This is a genomic window from Kushneria sp. Sum13 (assembly GCF_052692355.1).
In genome coordinates, this window is the sequence record NZ_CP199847.1 from 1,765,305 (window position 1) to 1,785,638 (window position 20,334).

17 protein-coding genes and 1 riboswitch are annotated in these 20,334 nt (G+C 61.2%); of the genes, 8 read left to right on the plus strand and 9 right to left on the minus strand.

Annotated elements, in window-relative coordinates; translation table 11 throughout:
- Positions 1-31: 31 nt before the first annotated feature.
- From bluB to cobT, 7 genes are read right to left on the minus strand one after another with little or no spacing between them, the layout of a single operon-like run.
- Positions 32-676 (minus strand): 5,6-dimethylbenzimidazole synthase, encoded by a 645-nt coding sequence (gene bluB, locus ACUN8C_RS08365; protein ID WP_445621748.1) that lies wholly within the window; start codon positions 674-676, stop codon positions 32-34.
- Entirely contained in the window at positions 673-1,788 is a 1,116-nt protein-coding gene (locus ACUN8C_RS08370; RefSeq protein ID WP_445621749.1) for a threonine-phosphate decarboxylase, read from the minus strand. The genes bluB and ACUN8C_RS08370 overlap by 4 nt, the downstream gene beginning before the upstream one ends.
- On the minus strand, positions 1,785-2,726 hold the full coding sequence (gene cbiB / locus ACUN8C_RS08375; RefSeq protein ID WP_445621750.1) for an adenosylcobinamide-phosphate synthase CbiB: 942 nt from the start codon (positions 2,724-2,726) through the stop codon (positions 1,785-1,787). The genes ACUN8C_RS08370 and cbiB overlap by 4 nt, the downstream gene beginning before the upstream one ends.
- A 48-nt stretch (positions 2,727-2,774) precedes the next feature.
- A complete protein-coding gene (locus ACUN8C_RS08380) occupies positions 2,775-3,434 on the minus strand; it encodes a histidine phosphatase family protein (protein WP_445621751.1) in 660 nt (219 codons plus the stop codon).
- A complete protein-coding gene (gene cobU / locus ACUN8C_RS08385) occupies positions 3,431-3,952 on the minus strand; it encodes a bifunctional adenosylcobinamide kinase/adenosylcobinamide-phosphate guanylyltransferase (RefSeq protein WP_445621752.1) in 522 nt (173 codons plus the stop codon). The genes ACUN8C_RS08380 and cobU overlap by 4 nt, the downstream gene beginning before the upstream one ends.
- Complete coding sequence (gene cobS, locus ACUN8C_RS08390; RefSeq protein WP_445621753.1) at positions 3,945-4,727, minus strand: adenosylcobinamide-GDP ribazoletransferase; 783 nt, start codon at positions 4,725-4,727, stop codon at positions 3,945-3,947. Before cobS ends, cobU begins: the two co-directional genes overlap by 8 nt.
- Positions 4,724-5,755 (minus strand): nicotinate-nucleotide--dimethylbenzimidazole phosphoribosyltransferase, encoded by a 1,032-nt coding sequence (cobT, locus tag ACUN8C_RS08395; protein ID WP_445621754.1) that lies wholly within the window; start codon positions 5,753-5,755, stop codon positions 4,724-4,726. The genes cobS and cobT overlap by 4 nt, the downstream gene beginning before the upstream one ends.
- 132 nt (positions 5,756-5,887) lie before the next feature.
- Positions 5,888-6,106: riboswitch (cobalamin riboswitch) on the plus strand.
- 195 nt (positions 6,107-6,301) lie between these two features.
- Between cobT and ACUN8C_RS08400 the strand changes: the two genes are divergently transcribed.
- The 7 genes from ACUN8C_RS08400 (at position 6,302) to ACUN8C_RS08430 (ending at position 17,310) form a co-directional block, all read left to right on the plus strand.
- A complete protein-coding gene (locus tag ACUN8C_RS08400; protein ID WP_445621755.1) occupies positions 6,302-8,293 on the plus strand; it encodes an AAA family ATPase in 1,992 nt (663 codons plus the stop codon).
- Between the two features lie 89 nt (positions 8,294-8,382).
- A complete protein-coding gene (gene cobO, locus ACUN8C_RS08405) occupies positions 8,383-8,949 on the plus strand; it encodes a cob(I)yrinic acid a,c-diamide adenosyltransferase (protein WP_445621844.1) in 567 nt (188 codons plus the stop codon).
- Entirely contained in the window at positions 8,949-10,313 is a 1,365-nt protein-coding gene (locus ACUN8C_RS08410; RefSeq protein WP_445621756.1) for a cobyrinate a,c-diamide synthase, read from the plus strand. Before cobO ends, ACUN8C_RS08410 begins: the two co-directional genes overlap by 1 nt.
- Positions 10,303-10,731 carry a cobalamin biosynthesis protein gene (locus ACUN8C_RS08415; RefSeq protein WP_445621757.1) on the plus strand — a complete coding sequence of 143 codons (429 nt, stop codon included), beginning with the start codon at positions 10,303-10,305 and terminating at the stop codon, positions 10,729-10,731. Before ACUN8C_RS08410 ends, ACUN8C_RS08415 begins: the two co-directional genes overlap by 11 nt.
- Positions 10,732-10,753: 22 nt before the next feature.
- On the plus strand, positions 10,754-11,857 hold the full coding sequence (gene cobW / locus ACUN8C_RS08420; RefSeq protein ID WP_445621758.1) for a cobalamin biosynthesis protein CobW: 1,104 nt from the start codon (positions 10,754-10,756) through the stop codon (positions 11,855-11,857).
- Between the two features lie 48 nt (positions 11,858-11,905).
- On the plus strand, positions 11,906-15,787 hold the full coding sequence (gene cobN / locus ACUN8C_RS08425) for a cobaltochelatase subunit CobN (protein WP_445621759.1): 3,882 nt from the start codon (positions 11,906-11,908) through the stop codon (positions 15,785-15,787).
- Entirely contained in the window at positions 15,784-17,310 is a 1,527-nt protein-coding gene (locus ACUN8C_RS08430; protein WP_445621760.1) for a cobyric acid synthase, read from the plus strand. The genes cobN and ACUN8C_RS08430 overlap by 4 nt, the downstream gene beginning before the upstream one ends.
- Here ACUN8C_RS08430 and eutC read toward each other — a convergent pair.
- Together eutC and ACUN8C_RS08440 are read right to left on the minus strand one after the other, a co-directional pair.
- Positions 17,298-18,134, minus strand: coding sequence for an ethanolamine ammonia-lyase subunit EutC (eutC, locus tag ACUN8C_RS08435; protein WP_445621761.1), 837 nt, complete (start codon positions 18,132-18,134; stop codon positions 17,298-17,300). The two genes, ACUN8C_RS08430 and eutC, sit on opposite strands and share 13 nt — an antisense overlap.
- 13 nt (positions 18,135-18,147) lie before the next feature.
- Positions 18,148-19,539, minus strand: a complete 1,392-nt coding sequence (locus tag ACUN8C_RS08440) for an ethanolamine ammonia-lyase subunit EutB (RefSeq protein ID WP_445621762.1) — start codon at positions 19,537-19,539, stop codon at positions 18,148-18,150.
- A 158-nt stretch (positions 19,540-19,697) separates the two neighbouring features.
- On the opposite strand from ACUN8C_RS08440, the gene ACUN8C_RS08445 reads away from it, so the two are divergent.
- A complete protein-coding gene (locus ACUN8C_RS08445; protein ID WP_445621763.1) occupies positions 19,698-20,294 on the plus strand; it encodes a rhomboid family intramembrane serine protease in 597 nt (198 codons plus the stop codon).
- Positions 20,295-20,334 lie beyond the last annotated feature (40 nt).

Genomic DNA, 20,334 nt, shown 5'->3' on the forward strand with positions numbered 1-20,334 from the left:
CTGAGCTGCCAGAATGCTTTCGAAAACGCCGCTATTCGGGCCAGCCATCAATGCCGATCAAATCCTTGAGCGAACGGCGTTGGTCCCACCCCTGCTGCTCCAGCATGGGCATGCTATAAAAGGCATCGACATGGCCGATGCATAAAATGGCAATGGGCCATGCGCTCTCGGGGGCCTGAATCAGTGATTTCAGCGCTTCGGGATCAAAAAGTGACACCCAGCCCACACCGATACCTTCGGCCCGACCGGCCAGCCAGAGATTCTGGATCGCGCAGCTGGCAGAGGCCAGATCCATCTCGTTCAGCGTGCGTCGCCCGAAGACATATTTTTCGCGCGCCTCGCATAGTGCCACGACCCATAACTCCGGGCATTCACGAATCCCTTCAACCTTGAGCTTCAAAAACGCCTGACCGCGCTCATCAAGTGCCTGCGCCGTGGCGTGACGCTCATCATCGACCATCTGCGCCATGGCCTCACGCAGTGCGGGGTCTTGAATACAGACGAATCGCCACGGCTGCATGTACCCTACGCTTGGCGCGTCATGGGCGGCCTCGAGCATACGCTGTATCACGTCCTGATCTACCGGATCAGGCAGGAAATGGCGCATATCACGCCGCTCACGAATGACGCGATAGATCGCCTCTCTTTGTGCCCCGCTATATGCGTGTTGATTCATGATCGCGCCGCCATGATCTTTTGGGCCGTTGACATTGCCTGCTCCAGATGACGAATGGCGTCTGCACTTTCATCATGCAATCCGAAGCGCAAGATAGCGCGTTGTTCATTCATCAACCAAAGCCGCGTCAGTACGCCCTGAGGTAAAAACGCCTCATGCCACTGGCTGGCATGTTCAAGCGACATCTCAAATCCATTGAATAGTGCGCTTTGACGCCAGCGGAGGATATCGCCATGAGCCTTGAGCTGTCTTTCAAGCCACTGTCCCTGCTGTTGGCTGGCTCGTTGTAGCTGCCCTCTCATCTGGCACTGCCAGGCATCATCCGAAAAGGCTTCCATGCCGGCTTGTTGAGTCGGCGATGTGACCTGCCAGGGGCCCTGTAAAGACGATAAATGCGTCATGACGTCTGATTGTGCTCGCCCCACGACGGTACCCAGACGCAGGCCGGCCAGGCCAAAAAATTTGCCCAGCGAGCGCAGTACGATAACGTTATCAGCGATATCGGGCAGTAGGCTTTGCTCGGGCGTTGCATCAGCAAAGGCTTCATCGACAATCAACACGGCTTCCTTGTGCTGAAGCTCGGCGGCCAGCGCGTGCAGAGTGCCTGGCGATAGATGTTGCCCACCGGGATTGTTGGGGTTAATGACAACCACGGCCCGCAGACTGTTTGTATCCGCTTTTTTTTCAATCACGGCTTCAGGGCGGTCGGCATCGTACAAAAGCGTCTGGTGCCCGGCCCGCTGCCAGGCCCATTCATGCTCCCGGTAGCCGATATCCGGCAGGGCCACTGTTCCCGATTCAATGCAGCGTGGCAGGTGCTCGATGGCCCACTGCGACCCGGGAATGTTCAAAAGCATCAGTGACGCTGAAAAGCCGTTTTCGCCAGCCCCGAGCGAGCTGCCCAGATAATAGCGCGCCGCCGCTTCATGAAGCGCCTGATCCTGATCCGGCAGTGCCTGGCAGGCACTCGCATTGATAGGCGTGATCGGATAGGGCCAGGGATTGATTCCGGTAGACAGGTCCAGCCAGTCACGTCGCTCGATACCATAACGACGACTGACCTCAAACAGTCGACCACCGTGTAAGGGAGAAGCGTCAGGTGCAACGGTCATGACAATATCCACGCGATAATGAACAGTGCGGTCAGCCAGATCAGCAACGCCCTCCAGATCAGTGTGCAGGCGCGCTCAATATCAAGGGGGGCCGCAGGACGCCCGATGCCCAGCAGCGGGCTTTCGACACGTTTGCCGTGATAGATACCGCCACCGCCCAGCTGTATCCCCAGCGCCCCGGCACCGGCAGCCATGACCGGCCCGGCATTGGGGCTTTTCCAGCTTCTGCCCTGCTTCCACCAGCATCGCATGGCTGTGCCACAGGTGTTTCTTGTGGCCTGCCAGTGCCAGCCGGCCAGTGCATAGGAAAACGCGGTCAATCGAGCCGGTATCCAGTTCATGACATCATCTGCACGTGCAGCAATGCGTCCGAAATAGAGATAGCGCTCGCTGCGATAGCCCCACATGGCATCGAGCGTATTGACCACCCGGTAAAGGACAACCCCCGGGACTCCGGCGACGGCAAACCAGAAAATCGCGGCAAAAAGCGCATCGCTGCCGTTTTCGAGCACCGACTCACAGGTAGCGCGTGATATTTCGGAAGCATCCAGCTGCTGGGTATCCCGACTGACCAGCATGGCGACCTGTTGACGTGCAGCCTCAAGGTTATCTTTTAAAAGCGGTTGGTAAACGCGCCGGGCATGTTCAATCAGGCTTTGTCGTCCAATGGCCAGATAAAGTATCAGGACCGCCAGCAGCTCATGCCAGAAACCCTCAACAATCTGATCCACCCAAAGGGTGGCCAGCATGATGGGCGTGATGACCACGAACCAGCCTACGAACCCGGCAACAAGTGTTTTGAAATGTCGCTTTTTTTGGGGGTAAACCCATTTTTCAACAGCGGTGACCCACTGCCCTAACCCGACCAGTGGATGAAACCGACAAGGTTCCCCCAACAGTTGATCAACAATTAAAGATAACGAAATGGTTAGCAACATAAAAGATAACGGTATAATTTTAATGTGTTCTTACGGCTGGGGGTCATCTTATGAACCAAGCGCATATAACTGTTCAAACTGCTCGCCGCTTTGTCGATCGATATCGACTCGTAGACGTGCGACACCGGCATAGGGCAAATGTAAGCGATGGAGATAGCTGCCCTGAGTTAGAGGCATACCCAGCCGCATTGCCATCCAGCTTTTAATGACACCGGCATGGCCACAGACCAGAAGGCGTACCGGGCCCTCTTCCTTTTTTTGCTGGCCCTTGTCCGCCAGCGTCATGCCCTTCACAAGAAGGTGTTGCCACCCCTGATCGATGCGGGCCAGAAAATCATCAAGGCTCTCTCCCCCGGGGGGTGGAAATGCCTGCGGGTCACGCCAGAAATTTTCCAGCGCCGGGCGGGCGTGTTGCAGCAGATCCTGCGTGGCTACCCCATCCCAGTCTCCAAAATTCATCTCCATGATTTCGGGTACGACATGCAAGGGCACGTTCCAGTCCTGTGCCAGTAACTCGCCAACCCTTTTGCAGCGAATCAACGGCGAACAGAGAATGGCATGGGGTCGCGGCAACCGTTTTGCTGCCGCCAGCATGTGTTCATGACCCTTCGCGCTCAACGCCACATCCGTATGGCCGCGCAAACATTCCTGAGGCCCTTCACAGGCGCCGTGACGCAGGCAATCGATCATCAGGGTCTGAAAGCTCATGTCACGTTGCCCTTGAGGCACTGTGGCAGGCCGGCCACCACCCACCAGACGCGTTGACACCGTGATGCCAATACCTGATGAAGCTGGCCGGCTTCATCCACAAAACGTCGTGACAGGGCATTCATGGGGACCACACCCTGCCCCACCTCATTGCTGACCATCACGACACGCCCCGGAGCGTGATCAAGCACCTCCAGCAATCGAGCACGTTCCTGTACGAATCGCTCATCGCCCTCGAGTAAAAGGTTGGTCAGCCAGAGGGTCAGGCAGTCGATCAGCAGCAGACGATCAGCCCGGGCATGACGTTCGATGGCTTCACCAAGGCTCAGCGGTGCTTCTACCAGCACCCAATGAGAAGGTCTGCGCTCGCGATGGGATTCGATACGGGCGCGCATTTCGCTGTCATCGTATACCTGCGCCGTCGCAATATAGGTGACCTCACAGGCACTCTGAACCGCCAGCGCTTCGCCATGGACGCTCTTGCCGCTGCGCGCCCCCCCCAGAATCAACTCATGCATGAACCATCACCAGCGCCAGATATAAAAGAATTTCGGTAATCTGTTGCACGGCGCCCAGCGCATCGCCGGTCACGCCGCCAAGCTGTTTTTTCAACCAGCCATACAGGACCAGCCCCGAGAGTGCCGTCACCACAAGCAGCAGGATGCCCGACCCCACGCCGGCAGAAAACACGGCAACAAACGCAGCAACGCCGGTCAGCCAGACACGATCCTCCAGACGCTGATGGCCGGTCAGTGCATGCACCTTGCTGTCACCATCGCATCGCAGATACGGCAGCATGCCCATCATGAAGGCTGCCAGCCCACGGCTCAGAGCATGAGCCGTCAGTAGGGCCATCATCACCAGCATGGTGTCCTGCTGCGCCATAGCGCTCAACAGCAACCAGCGTCCGACCAGACTGATGACCAGCGCCAGTACGCCATAGCTGCCGACCCGACTGTCCTTCATGATGGCCAGCCGCTGAGCCACGGTTTGCCCACCACCGAGGCCGTCCATGCAATCCGCCAGCCCGTCTTCGTGCAGGGCCCCTGTCAGCCAGAGAGACAGCCCCAGCGTCATGAACACTGCAATCGACACAGGCAGAACCTGCACCAGACTCCAGTAGACAAGCGCAAGCGCCAGTCCAATCAGCGCCCCGACCAGTGAAAACCAGCGATGACAGCGCCCCAGTGCCTGCGGGGTCACGTCACCATGAACACGCACTGGCAGGCGAGTCAGAAAACTCACCGCCAGACAGCCCCACTGCCATTGACGGGCGAGGGCCTTGCGTGTCATAGCGTCAGACCAGCCTCTTCAAGCGAGGCCATCTCGTAATAAAAGGCCAGCGCCGAGCGCAGCAGCGGAAGTGCCAGCGCAGCACCCGAGCCCTCTCCAAGTCGCAGCCCCATGTGCAACAGCGGTGCCGCCTCGAGCTGATCCAGCAATGGCCTGTGACCGCGCTCGTCGCCACAGTGCGAGAAGATCAGATAACCGCGCGCTTCCGGGGCAATACGACAGGCACACAGCGCGGCCACGGTCGTGATAAAACCATCCACCAGAATCACCATGCCCTTTTCAGCGGCGGCCAGAATCGCCCCGACCATACTCACGATCTCGAACCCGCCCAGGGCCGCCAGCGCCAGCCGCGGATCCTCCAGGCTTTGTGCATGGCGTTGAAGCCCCAGCTGCACGATGTCCTGCTTGCGCTTCATGATGGTGGGCGTCACGCCGCTGCCGGCACCGATGCACGCCTCAAACGGCAAATGCGTCAACGCCGCCATCAGAGCGCTGGCACTGGTCGTGTTGCCAATCCCCATCTCACCCAGGGCGATCAGATTGCAGCCGTCGGCATGGAGTTCCTCGACCAGCCGTCGGCTATTGTCAAAACCGGTATCGAGCTGCTCCAGAGTCATGGCAGGCTCCCGGTGGAAAGGCGCTGTCTTCTCGCCCAGCCGGTGGCTGACAAGCTGTGGGTGCGGCTCATGCACGGTGAGCGTCCCACAGTCGATGACCTTCAATGCCAGGTCGGCCTGACGGCAGAAAACGTTGATGGCGGCACTCCCCTCGAGGAAGTGATGCACCATCAACTGGGTGGTTGAGGGCTCTACAATGGAAACGCCCTCGAACGCCACACCATGGTCGCCGGCAAAAAGAAGCATGGCCGGTGCATTAATGGTGGTGCTTGAAGGCCCCAGAATACGCACCAGCGACGCCGCGGTAGCCTCCAGCGTACCCAGTGCCCCCGGGGGCTTCAGTCGGCTATCGATATGGGCCTGAATACCGGCATCTTTGGCATTGTCAGGGGGCGAAATATTAAAGGTCATGACATTGACTCGGGTAAACATGTACAGACGCTACCAGGCACCCGGCAGTGGGACAACGATAAAGGGATACACCCCTGTACTGCCCGCCCGAACACACCCTCGTGCCGGACTTGACTCCATCATTGCCCCGGCTCACGATGAGCAGCGCTCGGGTGCCCGTGCAGTCTGCACGGGATAATCGGGAAAGTGATGCAAGTTCACTGCTGTCCCCGCAACGGTAATCGAGTGGCTTGAAGCAGACGCCTTGTGCGTGACCACTGACTCCAATGAGTCGGGAAGGTGCTTCAGCCCGGCAGACATCGTGTCCGCCAGCTCGTCAGCCCGGAGACCGGCCCGGCGATGATACAGGGTGGTGATGCCCACGGCATCATCAGTAATGACTGCCACGCGTACGGGTCGATACGCAGGAGCACACAAGTGACGTATTTCCTTATCAGGTGGCTGCCCGTGCCGACAGCCGCTGCGCTTATTGACGCCCCCTCATCATGTGAGCAGGTGGCGGACAGTCATGTCGCGTTATCACGTCTCTGCGTTTATGGAGATGACATGACCAGCACCCCACGCCCGCTCTTTCCATTCACGGCTGTCACCGGTCATGACCGCCTCAAGCTGGCCCTTATTCTGGCAGCACTGGATACCCGACTGGGGGGGGTACTTGTAAGCGGTCCGCGGGGCACAGCCAAATCAACGCTGGCGCGAAGCCTTGCCGAGCTGCTGCCCTTTTCACGATCTTCGCTGGTGACCCTGCCGTTGGGGGCCGACGAAGCACAGCTGACCGGCACGCTGGATCTGGGCCGCGCCCTTGGAGAGCGCGAGGTCGCCTTCCAGCCCGGGCTGCTGGCCCGTGCCCACGAAGGCGTGCTTTATATCGACGAGGTCAACCTCCTGCCCGACGCGCTGGTGGATCTGCTGCTCGATGTAGCCGCCAGCGGCATCAACCATGTCGAGCGCGACGGTATCAGCCATCAGCATCCCGCGGACTTTCTGTTGATCGGCACCATGAATCCCGATGAAGGCGAACTACGTCCGCAGCTGCTGGACCGTTTCGGGCTCGCCGTACTGGATCACCCCGCACCGGATATCGAGCAGCGCCTGCAGATTGTTGAACGCCGGCTGGCCTTCGATCGTGATCCGGATACTTTCATGGCTGACTGGCAGGAAGAACAGGCGCTGCTGCGTGAGCGACTGTCTACTGCCCGCCACCGCCTCTCGACAGTCACCCTGCCATCGGATCTCGCCCGAATTATTGCCACACGCTGTGTTGAGGCCGGCGTGGAAGGCGTTCGCGCGGATCTGGCCTGGCGTCGTGGCGCGCTGGCCCATGCCGCCTGGCAGGGACGACAGACCGTGACGCTGGAAGACATCGATGCGCTGGCCGCACTGGTCATGGCGCATCGTGCTCCTCAGTGGGCAGCGGACACCACGCCGGAAGGCGGCTCTGATGGCAATCAGGGGAATGAGGGTAACCATCAAAAAGACAACGCTGGCTCCGAGCACGAGTCATCATCTGACCAGACGCCTTCCCCTCGGACAGGACGCTACCCGGGCCGTCGTCCCCCTACCGATGCCCCTCATCGTCCGGATCTGACCTCCAGCCACGATGCGTCGACCACCCGACCCGATAGCGGGCCGGAACGGCAACTGCCCTCGGCAAACAGCGACGAGCAGCGTGGCGCTGACCCGGATCGTGATGATCATGATCCGGGCAGCGGTGACTGGGGCAACCTGCCGGCCGATCACGCATCGTCTGCTCTGGACACCGCCACCGGCTGGCATATCAAGCTTCCGTCCCCCTCAAGTAGTGCACTCCCGAGTAGATCGAAAATTCGACAGCAGGGGGCACGAATAAAAGGCCGTGACGCCATTGGGCGACCGCGCATCGACTGGCCTGGAAGCCTGCGCAAGGCAGCGATGCCCTACGCCGGTTCGCCGCTTGATTCATTGCCGTCACTGGTCTGGCAGCGCGAACGTCGCCGCCCAGACAGACTGACCTGCATTGTTCTCGATATCTCCGGCTCCAGCCTGAACCGTCAGAACCACAGTCAACGAACACGTCAGCTCGAGAAAGCAATGGCGCTGGTCACACAGATTGCCTCCAGCGTTTATCTTGCTCGCGAACAGCTGATGCTGATAACCCTGGGCGGCGATGGCGTCACCGAAGTCATGGCCCCCCGGCGCGCGCCACGCACGATCACGCCTTTGCTCAACAACCTCGTGCCGGGCGGTGGCACCCCACTACGACGCGGACTGGATGACACTCGCCAGCGCCTGACCCGACTTCAGCACCAGACACCTGAAACGACGCGTCTCTGGATACTGACCGATGCCCGCAGCCGGGACGATCTTGAACTCACCCCGTTTGGCTGTGAGACACACGTCGTGGACTGCGCCCCCCAAGGCGACACACTGGGCAGGGCGCGGGAGCTGGCCACAACGCTGGCCGCCACCTGTCACATCCTTGATGCCCTGAGTGTAGATACCTCGAGCTCATCGCCTTCTCAACCTGCTACGACAACAGCACCCGGGAGAACACCGTGAATCAGCACCCTGGTGATGATACCAACAGTGACAACAGCAATAGCGACGATAGCACCGGCGATCAGGGCATCGATCGCTATCAGCAACTCATGGCGACCAAAAAGCGCATCGTTGATGAGCGTATCGCTCGCGCCGATCAGGAGCGCGGCGTTTTGATCGTGCTCAAGGGCAATGGCAAGGGCAAGAGCAGCTCGGCCTTTGGCACCATGGCACGCGCCATGGGTCATGGTCAGCGCTGCGCGGTGATCCAGTTCATCAAGGGGCGACGCGCCACCGGCGAATATCTTTTTTTCAACGACCACCCGCAGGTCGACTTCCACGTCATGGGCCATGGCTTCAGCTGGGAAGTGCGCGACCCCGAACGGGAATGCCAGGCTGCTCAGGAGGCCTGGGCACTGGCAGAGACACTGCTCGGTGATCCGCAGTATCACTTCCTGCTCTTTGATGAGCTCTCCTACATGATCAAGTACGGCTATCTTGATGCCGAGCAGGTCGCCCGGGCACTCAAGGCGCGTCCCGAGCATCAAAACGTGATGATCACCGGGCGCACCATGGCCCGCGAGATTCAGGACATCGCCGATACCATCAGTGTCATTCACGACGAGCGCCATGCCTTCCGACTTGGCGTCAAGGCGCAGGCGGGGATCGAATACTGATGCAGGATATCGCGTACTGCCCCGCACTGTTCCTCTCTGCCATGGCCTCGGGTCAGGGCAAGACCACCATGACCGCCGCGCTGGCGCGCTATCACCGCCGTCAGGGCCGCCGAGTGGTGGTCTTCAAGACCGGGCCGGATTATCTGGACCCACAGATCCTGGCGCTGGCCTCGGGGGCGCCGGTTGAGCCCCTTGATCTATGGATGGCAGGCGACGCCTTCTGTCGCGAGCAGCTGTATCGCGCCGCCCTTGAAGCAGATCTGATTTTGATCGAAGGCGCCATGGGGCTCCATGACGGTACGCCCTCAAGTGCCGATCTGGCGGTTGCCTTTGATATCCCGGTGGCCTGTGTCATCAACGCCCGCGGCATGGCCCAGACCGTCGCCGCCATCGGGCTGGGGCTGGCGCGCTATCGTCCGGAAATGACCTTTCATGGTCTGGTGGCCAATGCACTCGGCAGCGAGCGACACCGCCAGCTGATCGAAGACAGCCTGCCCGACGATGTCCAGCTGCTGGCCGCCATGCCCCGAGAAGAGCACCTTGCCCTGCCCTCGCGTCATCTGGGTCTGGTCCAGCCCGGCGAGCAGGATGATCCTGACAATCTGTCGCTGGAAGCCCGACTCGATGCCGCCGCCGATCTCCTTGAAGGACAAAAGCTGACCGAACTGCCCCCGGCTGTCGCCTTCAAACCGCAGAATATCGACACGCCGCCTCAAGCGTTGAGCGGCCAACGGATCGGCGTTGCAGAGGATGCTGCCTTCAGCTTTATCTACGCGGCCAATACCCGACTGCTGGAAGCCATGGGCGCCGAGCTCTGCCGGTTTTCACCACTTCATGACGCGACGCTCCCGGATAACCTTGATGCGCTGTGGCTGCCGGGTGGCTATCCGGAACTACATGCTGCAGCGCTTGGCACCAATCATGGCATGTGCGAGGCCATTCGAGACCTTGATGCCCGCGGCCTGCCGATTCTGGCCGAGTGCGGTGGCATGCTCTATCTACAGCAGACCCTGACCGACCAGCACGGCACCTGCCATCCCATGGCCGGCGTGCTGCCAGGACATGGCGAAATGCGCACCAAACGGGGCTGTCAGGGCATGCAGAGTGCGCCCCTGCCGGAAGGCGAGATTCGGGGGCATGCTCACCATCACTCGCGAAGTCACGACACGCTGACACCGATCGCGCACGGTCGGCGCGCCAGCCATCCGGCACCGGGCGAGGCGATCTTCCGCCGAGGCCGACTCACGGCCAGCTATCTGCATCTGTTCTTTCCCTCCAATCCCGAGGCCATCGCAGCCCTGCTGGGCGCAGAAGAAACCACACGCTCTCTGGAGCAGAATGCTCGAGGCCCGCATGTCCGCTGAGGTCGGTCCTATCGCCATGGGGGTGGGCTGCCGACGCGACTGCCCACCTGACGCACTCATGGCACTGGCCATGACCACACTGGCCATGGCCAGGGCACAGCCGGGCCAGATCACGCTGTTGGCAACCCTGGCGGGCCGCCAGCATGAAACGGCCATCGCCTCACTGGCAAAAGCCTGGCGCTGCCCGTTGATCGCCCTGCCGGCGCAGGCCTTGAGAGACAGCGAGCCCGCCATGAGCCATGTCAGCGACACCACCTGGCGCCTCCATGGCGTGCCCGGTGTCGCCGAGGCTGCAGCACTGGCCGCCATCCGCCAGCAGATGGGCACGTCGGCCCGACTGCTCATTAACCGGCAACAGTGCGCGCAGGCCACCTGTGCGCTGGCGGTATCAGCGTCAATGACCGCCCTTGCCGAATAATTTTTATTGTCAGGAGAACCTCATGTCCTCTATCGAATCACGCCCCGAGCTGCACAAGATCCCTGCTACCGTCGTCACCGGCTTTCTCGGCAGCGGCAAGACCACGCTGTTGTCACACCTTTTGCGCAACGCCGGCGGCAAGCGTATCGCCGTGATCGTCAACGAGTTTGGCGAGCTGGATGTCGATGCCGAGCTGGTGCGCAGCTGTCAGATTGAAGGCTGTGAGGAAGATGCCGTTGAGCGCGAACAGGGCGTTTTCGAGCTCGCCAATGGCTGTATCTGCTGCACCGTGGAAGAGGAGTTTTTACCGGTGATGCAAAAGCTGGTCGAGCGACGCGACCAGATCGATCATATCCTGATCGAGACCTCGGGCCTTGCACTACCCAAGCCGCTGGTACAGGCGTTCAACTGGCCCGACATCAAACAGTTCTGCACGGTCGACAGCGTCATCACTGTGGTTGATGGCCCGGCACTGGCCGCCGGACGGGTCGCTCATGATCATGAGCGTATCGAGGCGCAGCGTCAGGCCGACGAGAGTCTGGATCATGATCCGAGCCTGCAGGAGCTGCTCGATGACCAGCTCGCCTCGGCAGATCTCGTCATCATCAGCAAGGGCGACGCCCTGGACGACGAGGCGCGCCGGGTAGTGGAGCAACAGCTACGCGGGGAGCTTCCCGAGCGGGTCAAAACGCTCTGGGCCACGCATGGCGAAGTGGATGTGGCTGCCGTTATGGGTCTGCAGCTGGCCTCGGAAGGCCGGGCCGACGACATTCACACCCATCATGATGATCATCACGCTCACGGGCGCGAACACCATCATGCCCACGATGATTTTGATTCCTGCGTGGTGACGCTGGGCAGCGTGGACAGCCCCACCCTGGTCAGAGCGCTGGAGCAGGCACTGATCGAGCAGACCATCTATCGGGTCAAGGGATTTGTCGATGTCGACAAGCCCATGCGTCAAGTACTGCATGCCGTGGGCAACCGCCTCACTCACCACTTCGACCGGCCGTGGCGCAGCGACGAGACGCGCCAGACCCGGCTGGTAGTGATCGGCAAGGGTCTGGATCGTGATCGCCTGCAGGCCGCACTGTCCGAAGCCGAGCACCACGAACACACTGGTTGATATCAGCCAGCGCCGAAAACCTGAAAGCCCCGTAGCGGAGTGTGATGAATGCACCTTTTCGCCGCCCAGCCCGGCGGGTTCAGCGATGACAATGGCATTGTCGATCTCGGTCAGTCGCCTGCCGAACTGGTGATGCTGTCCGCCGCTGACAGCACCCTGGCCCTGCTGGCCACCGTGATCGAGGCCGATGACGTCGAGCACGACACCAGTATTCGCCTGGCCAACTGGATGAACCTGTTAAAACCCGCCGCGTTTGATCTCTATCGCGACCGGGTGCTGGACAGCCGGGGCGATGAGGCACCAAAGGGCGCCCGCGTAGTGGTGCTCTCCCTGCTGGGTGGCGCTTCCTACTGGACCTATGGTCTTGAGCAGTTAAAGGAGTGGGCACAGCGGGATGGCCGCACACTGATCGTGGTGCCCGGTGAAGACGTCGAGGATGAAAGCCTGCTCGAGGCCGGCACGGTCAGCTATCAGGACGCACGCCGGGTATGGCGCTATCTGCGTGAAGGCGGCATCGACAATACCCGCGCCCTGCTCGCCTGGCTGGATGATCGCTTCCTGGATCGGCCCCGGACATGGCGGGAGCCCCAACCGCTGCCGCGAGTAGTTCTGCACGCCCCGCTCGATGATCACAACGCCTCTCCCGGTCACGTCACTCTGGCTGACTGGCAGGCGCACTGGCAGCCGGCGCGTCCGGTGGCAGCACTGGTGTTTTACCGAAGCCATCTCCAGCAGGGCAACACCAGCGTTTTCGACGGCCTGATCGGTATTCTGGAAGCAGGCGGCTTCAACGTATTACCGGTCGCCGTGGCCTCGCTCAAGGAACGCCTGTGTCTGGACACCCTTGATGAACTGATCGAGCAGAGCAATGCCTCGATCATGCTCAACACCACCGGCTTTGCGCTGGCCGGCAGTACTGATGCCACGCATGCCGGCTATCAGCACCCCTGGACGCGCCACATCCCCATTTTGCAGCTGATCATGGTGGGTACCACGCTCGAGGACTGGCAGGCGCAGCCCATTGGGCTCCGGCCGCGTGATATTGCCATGCAGGTCGCCCTGCCGGAGCTGGACGGACGTATCATCACCCGCCCGATTGCCTTCAAGTCAGCGCACTATCACTCCACGCGCTGTCAGCACGATATCGTGATTCATCAGCTTCATGAGGAACGCGCCCGCTTTGTCACCGAGCTGGCCCGACGCTGGGTCCGGCTTGCCGAGAAAGCCAACCAGGACAAGCGTATTGCGCTGGTGCTGGCCAACTATCCCTCAAGCGATGCTCGTATCGGCAATGGCGTGGGACTTGATACGCCGGCCTCGACGCTCAACATTTTGCATCGCCTGCGCGAGACAGGCTATCCGGTCGGACAGGCCCTGCCCCACGACCCGACGGCGCTGATCGAATGGCTGACGCAGACCGTGACCAATGACGCGACCGGCATCGAGACCCGGCCGGCGGCACAGAGCCTGGCGCTTGAGACCTACCGTCAGCATTTCGCGCACCTGCCCGCCGTCTGTCAGCAGGCCGTACTTGAGCGATGGGGCACCCCGGAAAATGATCCGCTCTATCGTCAGGGGCGCCTGATGATTGCCGGCATGCGACTGGGCGAGACCTTTGTCGGCGTGCAGCCGGCGCGCGGCTTTGATATCGACCAGAACGCGGCCTATCACGACCCGGACCTGCCGCCGACCCACGGCTACCTGGCGTTCTATTTCTGGCTGCGCCACGTCTATGGCGTCGATGCCTTCGTGCATGTCGGCAAGCATGGCAATCTCGAGTGGCTGCCCGGCAAGGGTACGGCACTGTCAGAAACCTGCTGGCCGGATATCGTGCTGGGTCCCATGCCGCATCTCTATCCGTTTATCGTCAACGATCCCGGGGAAGGCGCTCAGGCCAAGCGTCGAACGCAGGCCGTGATTATCGATCACCTGATGCCGCCCATGACGCGTGCCGGCATCCATGATGACCTGGCCGAACTCGAGCGATTGACCGATGAGTATTATCAGGCCCTCGGCCTGGATCAGCGCCGCGAGCAGTTCCTGCGCGAGGCGATCATCGAGCGGGTACGCCATACCCATGTGCTTGAGGAACTGAGCCTGTCCCCTTCAGCCAGTGCAGGCACAAGGCCTTCGATCAATGAAGCGCTGGAAGACGATCAGACCCTGCTGGACGCGCTGGACAACTATCTCTGTGACATCAAGGAGGCTCAGATTCGTGACGGGTTGCACGTGCTCGGCGAGCTACCCGAACATGCCTCACTGCGTGACACCCTTATGGCGCTGGTGCGCCTGTCGCGGGGCAGTAAGCCCCACGAGCAAAGCCTGTTGCAGGCGATGGCCAGGGATTTGGGGCTTTTTAAAATACATGAAGATTTCGACCCGCTGGCCGTTGAAGCCCGGCCCTGGCAGGGACCATGGCCTGAATGCCTCGCCGATCTGGAGGCCACCAGCTGGCGCAGTTCAGCGCACACTCGCGAGCGCCTGGAACTTCTTGGCGCGCAGCTGATCGAGCAGCACGTGCTTTCTTCGGAGGCCGGATTGCCCTGTGAGGCTGACTGGCCCCGGACGCACGCCGTGATCCACTTCATGTGCGAGACGCTGCTGCCGGTCCTGCATCAAAGCGTGGACAATGAACTCTCGGCGCTGATGGATGGCCTTTCAGGCAAATTCGTGCCACCAGGCGCCAGCGGCGCGCCCAGCCGCGGGCGACTCGACACCCTGCCCACCGGACGCAATTTCTATAGCGTGGATAGTCGCGCCATGCCCACCAGAACGGCCTGGACGCTGGGGCAAAAATCGGCCGAGGCGCTGGTCATGCGACATCTTCAGGAGCATGGCGACTATCCGACAAGCCTTGGACTCTCGGTGTGGGGCACCGCCACCATGCGCACGGGGGGCGATGACATCGCCCAGGCCTTTGCCCTCATGGGGGTACGCCCGATCTGGGCTTCGGGCTCACAGCGTGTGATCGACTTTGAAATCATCCCGGGCTTTCTGCTCGGCCGCCCCAGAGTAGACGTGACCCTGCGGGTCTCGGGCTTTTTCCGCGACGCCTTCCCGGGGCTGATGGCGCTATATGACAGCGCGGTGCAAAAGCTTGTCGATCTCAACGAGCCCGGCAATGGCAACACCATCGCCGCTAACGTCGAGGCACGGCGCGAGGCACTGCTGGCGGAAGGCGTCGATGAGGCCACCGCGCGGCGCCAGGCCGGCTTTCGCATTTTTGGCGCCCGCCCAGGGACCTTCGGGGCCGGCGTGCAGAAGCTGCTGGATAACGGCCACTGGCAGGATGAGGCGGATCTGGCGCGCGCCTATGTCAACTGGGGCGGCTACGCCTACGGCAAGGAAGTCGATGGAGAGCCTGCCATGGCGGCCTTTCAAAAACGGCTCTCAACGCTTGAAGGCATCGTCCAGAACCAGGACAACCGTGAGCATGACCTGCTCGATTCCGGCGACTACAGCCAGTTTCAGGGCGGCATGAGCGCCGCTGCCCGCCAGCAGGGTGCCACGCCCGCGCTTTATTTCGGCGATCACGCCAACCCCGCCAGCCCGCGCATGCGCACCCTCAAGGAAGAACTCAACCGGGTCATGCGCTCACGGGTGACCAATCCAAAGTGGATCAGCGCCATGCAGCGCCACGGTTACAAGGGTGCTTTCGAGATGGCGGCCAGTGTAGATTATCTCTTTGCCTGGGATGCCACCACGGCGCTGGTCAGTGACTACCAGTACGAACAGATTACCGATGCGCTGGTACTGGATCCGGACAATCAGCGTTTTCTCAACGATCACAATCCGCAGGCACTCAAGGAAATGGGCGAGACGCTGATGGAGGCCATCACCAGAGGCCTGTGGCAGTCTCCCGAGCAGTATCACGAACGCCTGCGCGACCTGCTGCTGGGCATCGACGAGCAGGAGGAACGTGCATCATGAGTCAGCCGAAGCGTTTTCGGGCATCCCGCACCCTGATGGTTCAGGGCACCACCTCGGATGCCGGCAAGAGTGCGCTGGTGACCGCCCTGTGTCGGATACTGACGCGCCGCGGGCACAGGGTTGCCCCCTTCAAGCCGCAGAACATGGCCCTCAATAGTGCCGTGACGGTGGATGGTGGCGAGATCGGCCGCGCCCAGGCGGTACAGGCCATGGCGGCCGAAGTGGACGCCCACGTTGATTTCAATCCGGTGCTGTTAAAGCCCACCTGCGATCAGGGTTCTCAGGTCATTGTGGCGGGTCAGGCCATCGGCCACATGAAAGCAGCCGAGTACTACGCCTATAAACCTCAACTGCTGAAACAGGTTGTGGCGGCCCATGGGCGGCTCGTTGATCGCTATGACAGGGTTGTGGTGGAAGGCGCCGGCAGCGCCGCCGAGATCAACCTGCGCGCCCATGACCTGGCCAACATGGGCTTTGCCGAAGCCGTCGACTGCCCGGTCATTCTGGTGGCCGATATTGACCGCGGGGGCGTATTTGCCCATCTGGTGGGCACACTGGACATCATCAGCGCCTCGGAGCGCGAGCGGGTCGTGGGTCTGGTAATCAATCGCTTCCGTGGCGACATCAATCTGCTCAAACCCGGCCTTGAATGGCTCGAGGCACGTACCGGCAAGCCGGTGCTGGCCGTGGTGCCCTGGCTTGAAGACCTGCACCTGGAAGCCGAAGACGGCCTGTCCCGCGCCGGTGACAGTACCGGCGCTGCGGACGGGCTCAACATTGTGGTCATCCTGTTGCCGCGCATCAGTAACCACACCGACTTTGACGCCCTGCGCCTGCACCCCCAGGTCAATGTGCGCTTTGTGCGCCGTCCTGAAGAGCTCGACACAGCGGATCTGATCCTTCTGCCGGGCAGCAAGAACGTTCGCGCCGATCTGGACTGGCTGCGTGAGCAGGGCTGGTCCGCGGCACTTGCCCGCCACCTGCGCTATGGTGGCCGGATCATCGGTATCTGCGGCGGCTATCAGATGCTGGGCACACACATTGACGACCCGGACGGCGTGGAAGGCTCGGCCGGCAGCAGTGCGGGCCTGGGCTGGCTGAACCTTTCCACGACGCTCAAGGCCACCAAGCAGCTGCATCGCGTGACCGGGCACTGCCTGCTGGGTGAGGCGCGGGCCCCGGTTACGGGCTACGAGATTCATGTGGGCGAAAGTCTGGGCGAAGGTCTTTCCCTCGGGGTATTTGCGCTTGATGACGGCCGGCTGGATGGCGCCATTTCCGAGGATGGTCAGATTCTGGGCACCTACCTGCACGGGGTGTTCGATCATCCGGCCACGCTGAACGTGCTGCTGGCATGGGCCGGGCTTGCAGCACCGGCGCATTTTGATTACGACGCCCATCGCATGAGGGAAATCGACCGACTGGCCGATCACGTCGAGGCAGCAATTGACTGGTCCCGCTGGCCGATGCCGGAGGATGTTTTGACATCGGCCGATTCGGTAACGCCGGTTCAGGACTTTTGATCCCGAGGCAGCAGGAAATTACCCTGATTGCCGTCCCCCAGCTCGGAGTCCACAACCGAGTCGTCCTTGAGCTCGACGCCCGAAAGCTCACGGCGGCTGGCTTCATCCAGCAGATACAGGACCAGTTTTGCCGCCGCGTCAAACGACTGGCCACGCGGGCGAATATTGGAGATGCAGTTACGCTCGCTGTCGCGCCGACCATCCCGCGGGCCCCAGGTGAAGTAGACGCCCAGACTGTCCGGTGAGCTGAGTCCCGGCCGCTCACCGATCAGCACCAGCCCCATGCGCGCCCCCAGCGCCTGGCCTACCGGATCACCAATGGCCACACGCCCCTGCTCGACAAGCGCTACCGGCCCCACCGACCAGCCGCGCGATTCAAATGCCGGGATCAGGTGATCCAGCAGCGTTGCGGCATGTTCGTGCACGGCGCGCGCCGACAAACCATCCACAACCGTGATCGATAGATCGCACTGCGCGACGTTCATGCCGGTGAGCTGCTCCACACTCTCATCACTGAGCTGTCGCCCCAGATCCGGGCGACGCAGATACTCGCTGCGATCTCCTGCCTGGCTGTGCAGGCGAACGACGCTGTCAAACCGCGATTCGAGCTCGGCCATCATTTTCTCGGTGTCGAGTGCCAGATGAACGGCATCACGTGCCTGGGCATGGGCCAGCTGAAAGGCCAGATGTGGCGCGGTGGGCAGGCTGCCGCCGGCACGACCGAGCCCAATACGGGCATCGGTGTGCTCACGCAGTGGCTGCCAGGGGTTGGTGATCACCGTCCGCGGCGTGCCTGTCTCGGGGGGCTGTGACTTGTCTGTCATGGTGGCTCTCCGATCAGTTCGCTCGTGTCAGGGCATGGGCAAAGGGGGCTGGCAGGCTTTGATCCACGATGATTCTGCCCTTCCGGTCGGTGATCGCCATGGTCTCAAGCCAGGCTTCGAACTCGGGTGCCGCGCGCAGCCCCAGCACCTCTCGCACGTAAAGGGCATCGTGAAAGGAGGTGGTCTGATAATTGAGCATGATGTCATCAGAACCGGGAATGCCCATCACGTAGTTACAGCCGGCGGCGCCCAGCAGGGTCAACAGGGCGTCCATGTCATCCTGATCGGCTTCGGCGTGATTGGTATAGCAAACATCACACCCCATTGGCACACCCAGCAGCTTGCCGCAGAGATGATCCTCCAGCCCTGCACGCGTGATCTGCTTGCCGTTGAAAAGATACTCGGGCCCGATAAAGCCCACGACCGTATTGACCAGCAGAGGATTGAATCGACGCGCCACCGCGTAGGCCCGCGCCTCAAGTGTTTGTTGATCGACCCCGTGATGAGCGTTGGCCGACAGCGCGCTGCCCTGACCCGTTTCAAAGTACATGACGTTATTGCCGACCGTACCGCGCCCCAGCGATAGCGCCGCGTCCTGGCCTTCCTGCAACAGGGCCAGATCGATGCCAAAGCCCTGATTGGCCGCCTGAGTGCCGGCAATCGATTGAAAGACCAGATCCGTTGGTGCGCCGCGGTTGATGGCCTCGATCGCGGTGGTGACATGAGTGAGCACACAGCTCTGGGCGGGAATCTCGTAATGGCTGATGATGTCGTCGAGCATCTTCAAAAGCGTCACGACCGCGCCGGTATTGTCGGTCGCCGGATTGATGCCGATCACCGCATCTCCGTTGCCGTAGAGCAGCCCATCCAGAATACTGGCCGCAATGCCGGTTGGATGATCGGTGGGGTGATTGGGCTGTAGCCGGGTCGACAGCCGTCCCTCCAGCCCGATCGTATTGCGAAAGGCCGTGACCACTCGACATTTGCGCGCGACCAGCACCAGATCCTGCAAACGCATGATCTTGGCCACGGCGGCCACCATTTCAGGGGTCAGCCCCGGCGACAGGGCCGCCAGCACATCACTGTCGACTTCATGAGAGAGCAGATAGTTGCGAAACTCGCCCACGCTCAGGTGGGCAATGCGCCCAAAGGCTTCCCGGTCATGGCCATCAACGATCAGGCGCGTGACCTCATCGTCTTCATAGGGCACCAGCATCTCTTCGAGAAATTGCGTGAGCGGGACTTCCGCCAGCGCCAGCTGCGCTGCAGCCCGTGTCTCGCTGTCCTTCGCGGCAATGCCTGCCAGCTGATCGCCGGAGCGCTCGGGCGTGGCGCAGGCCATCAGCGTTTTCAGGTTTTCAAAGCGGTAGCGTTTGCTGCCGATATCATGGTGATAGCCGCTCATGGGTGCCTCCGGATCGTTATTGGTCTTGTCGTGATGCCGGCTTTCAGCATAAACGAGACAGACAGAGACTGACCACAGGAACACCTGCCAGCGACACGCGCACAGCGATGTGCTCTGCGTTATGATCAAACCCATCTCATCCTCAAGGCGAGAAAGGCATGACGCTGACGCTTTTGCTCATTGCGGTGACCTGCGCGGTCTCCATCCCCTGCTTTACCAATCACCGATTGATTGAGAAGCTGCTTTTCTGGCCGCCGGCCGTGGTGCGAGGTCAGGTGTATCGATTCGTGACCCACGGCTTCGTGCACGCCAATAGCGCGCATCTTTTTTTCAACATGTTTACGCTTTTTTTCTTTGGGCGCGCCATCGAGCGCTTTTTTGTTTCCTACATCGGTGTGGCCGGCTTTATCGGGTTTTATCTGGGCGGCATCATTGCCGCCATCGTGCCCAGCTATCTGGCGCATCGCCATGACCCGAACTATCGAAGTCTGGGGGCTTCAGGGGCCGTGTCAGCCGTGCTGTTTGCCTTCATTCTGGCCGCCCCCTGGACCACGCTTTATGTTCTGGTGATTCCGGTACCGGCCATTGTCTTTGCCATTGTTTATACCGGCTGGTCGATTTATGCCGGCCGTCGCGGGGGCGATAACGTCAATCACAGCGCGCACCTGTGGGGGGCTGCCTACGGCGTCGTGTTTGCCCTGATCATGGAGCCGGCGCTCGGGCCTCGATTCCTGGAGCAGATTGTGGCGTTCTAACCCGATTCACCTATCCGTCCGGCATATAAAAAGGGCCTCT